At 69.3% G+C, this 2,508-nt stretch carries 3 protein-coding genes; all 3 read right to left on the bottom strand.

What is annotated here, in order from left to right:
• Nucleotides 1-61: 61 nt before the first annotated feature.
• On the bottom strand, nucleotides 62-1,612 hold the full coding sequence (locus tag FJ091_22075; protein ID MBM4386037.1) for an IS66 family transposase: 1,551 nt from the start codon (nucleotides 1,610-1,612) through the stop codon (nucleotides 62-64).
• 110 nt (nucleotides 1,613-1,722) lie between these two features.
• Complete coding sequence (tnpB, locus tag FJ091_22070; protein ID MBM4386036.1) at nucleotides 1,723-2,076, bottom strand: IS66 family insertion sequence element accessory protein TnpB; 354 nt, start codon at nucleotides 2,074-2,076, stop codon at nucleotides 1,723-1,725.
• On the bottom strand, nucleotides 2,073-2,429 hold the full coding sequence (locus tag FJ091_22065) for an IS66 family insertion sequence element accessory protein TnpB (protein ID MBM4386035.1): 357 nt from the start codon (nucleotides 2,427-2,429) through the stop codon (nucleotides 2,073-2,075). Before FJ091_22065 ends, tnpB begins: the two co-directional genes overlap by 4 nt.
• Nucleotides 2,430-2,508 lie beyond the last annotated feature (79 nt).

Raw genomic sequence — 2,508 nt, 5'->3', positions numbered from 1 at the left:
TTAAGTCGTTTCTCCGTATCCGTTCAGCGAAGCGCGTGGCTGACGCCACCGCGGGAGCGCGCTACTTCTCGTCGGGATGGTCGCGCTCGAGAGCGAGGATGGCGGTGCGGAAAGGGTTCGCGGCGAGCCGCTGCTGAGTGTCCTGCTGCTCGAGGGTCTGCTGCCAGTTGACCGGCGCGAGCTCGAGCACGCGACTCCTGTGCCACGACGGGAGCAAGCACAGCAGGTCGCGCAGGTATGCCCACGGCTCGACGCCGTGCATGCCACAGCTCGCGAGCAGCGATACGAAGGTGGTGTTCACCCCCGCCGCCTCGTCCGAGCCGACGAAGAGCCAGTTTTTCCTCCCGAGCACCTGACGCCTGAGTTGCAGCTCGCTCCAGTTGTTGTGCATCGGCAGCCGCCCGTCCTCGAGGAAGCGCTCGAAGGCGGTGCGGTGGTTCCGGGCGTAGCCGAGCGCCTTGGCGAGCGGCGTCTCGTCGAGCACCGCCGGTGCAAGCTCGTCGCGCCACGCGAAGAAGCGCGTGACGATCGGCTGCGACTTCTCCTGGCGGACCTTGAGCCGTTCTGCCGGTGGAGCACGGTCCACCGTGCGCTCGATCGCAAACAGCTCGCCGATCAGCGCAAGTGCCTCGCGCGCCCGCTCGGGCTCGGAGCCCAGCGTCTTGAAAAAGTACCTCCTCAGGTGAGACCAGCACCCGACCTCGATCACCTTGCCGCTCTTGTACAGGTGGTCGTAGACCGCGTGCGCGTCGGCAACGAGGTAGCCCTCGTAGCCCGCGAGCAGTTGGTCGACGCTCGGGCTGTCGTGATGCGGCGTGTAGTCGAAGAGCACGTGCCGGCCAGGTGCCACCAGCACCCAGAAATGCCCGTTGCGGCACTTCTGCGGCGCCCGCACGAGCACGCCCGTCGCATCCGTGCAGAGGTACGGCTGCGTGAGCGCATCCTGGCGCATCGCATCGACGACCGGCCGGGCGAGCTCCGCGAGCTCCTTGTGCCAGCCGCAGATCGTCGAGCGTGCGAGCTCGACCCCGTCGCGCGCGAAGATGCGCTCGATGCGGTGCAGCGGCTGATGGTCCTGCCAGCGCCGCACGATCGTGTCGGCGAGCAGCCCCGGGCCCGCAAGCCCGCGCTGGATCGGCAGCTCCGGCACGTCGGCGATCAGCACCTGCGTCGCGCCGTGCCGCAGCCGGTCCTTGCGCGCAAACTTCGGCCGCCGCGTCACCACCACCACCGTCGACGACGGCCGGCGCTCGAGCGTCTCGCTCGTCTCCTCACCGATCCGGTCGAACTTCTCGAGACCCTCCCGCTGCACGTCGAGCGGGATCAGCTCCACCTCCACCCGCGGCAGATGCTCGGGCAGCGGCTTGCGCCCCGTCGGCTTCTTGCGCTCGTGCGCACGCACCAGCTCGGTCTGCGTCGCCGCGGGCTCGCCCGTCTTGCCGAGCAGCATCTCGAGGATCGACAGCGAGAGCTGGCGGTCGTTCGGGTCGAGGCGCTCGGCCTTCTGGCCGACGAGCCCGAGCTTGAGCTTCTCGTTCTCCTCGCGCAGCAGCAGGAAGAGCTTCTTGTACTCGTCGCGCTCCGCCTCGAGGCGAGCGAGCTGCTCGCGCATGGCGGCGAGCTCCGCCTTGATCTCGGCGAGGGGATCGCCGAATGAGCCTGCCGCCTCCACCGTCACGGGCAGAGCGATAGCGCACGCGGCGGTAGCTGTCAATCTCTGATTTACTGGAGCGTGCCGAATCTGCGCTCGCGCACCTCCTCGCCGCGTCGCGGCCGGTCGACGCCCGCGAGCAGCGAGCCGAGTGCGACACCGTCGATCTGTACTGCGCTCGCATCGCCGTCGCGCGGCAGCTGGAACAGCGCGCGGTGCAGGCGCTTGTAGAGCAGGCAGTAGCCGTTGCGGTCGAACCACAGGACCTTGAGGCGGTTCGAGCGCTTGTTCGCGAAGACGAACAGCCCGCCCTCGCGCGGATCCTTGCCGAGCCGCTCGCGCGCCGCGAGTGCGAGCCCGTCGAACGAGCGCCGCATGTCGACCGGCTCGGTGCACACGAAGATCCGTACGTGCGACGGGATCATCGCCGCGCCTCGAGCACGTCGAGCAGCTCGGTCAGCGTACCGCGCTCGAAGCCGCCGGCGATGCGCAGCCGGTAGCCGATCGGCAGCAGCACCTCGATCGGCGTCGATCGCGTCTCGCCTGGCGCCGCTACGGGCTTCGGTGCGACGAACTCGACGAACGCGACCCGTTTCGCTTTGCGGCGCACCGCACCAATCGCCGGTCGCGCTGCGCCGTCGCGCTTCAGCCGCCACTTCCAGAACACCAGCGTGCGGGCGTTGACGCCCTCGTGCTCCGCGAACCGCTCCGCCGTCAGGCCGCTACGCTGCCAGCGCTCGACGCGCCGCGCCCAGGCCGCTCTCGTCTCTCGTGCCATCGCGCATCGGTGTACGCGGCGTGCGCTCCGGTGTCAGCCACGCGGTTCGCTGAACTGATACCTACCGCGCGCAGGGCGC

The organism is Deltaproteobacteria bacterium (assembly GCA_016875395.1).
In the GTDB taxonomy this organism is placed as follows: Bacteria; Myxococcota_A; UBA9160; order UBA9160; family UBA6930; genus VGRF01.
The sequence above is the reverse complement of the archived record's forward strand: the minus strand, read 5'-3'. Positions and strand labels throughout refer to the sequence as shown.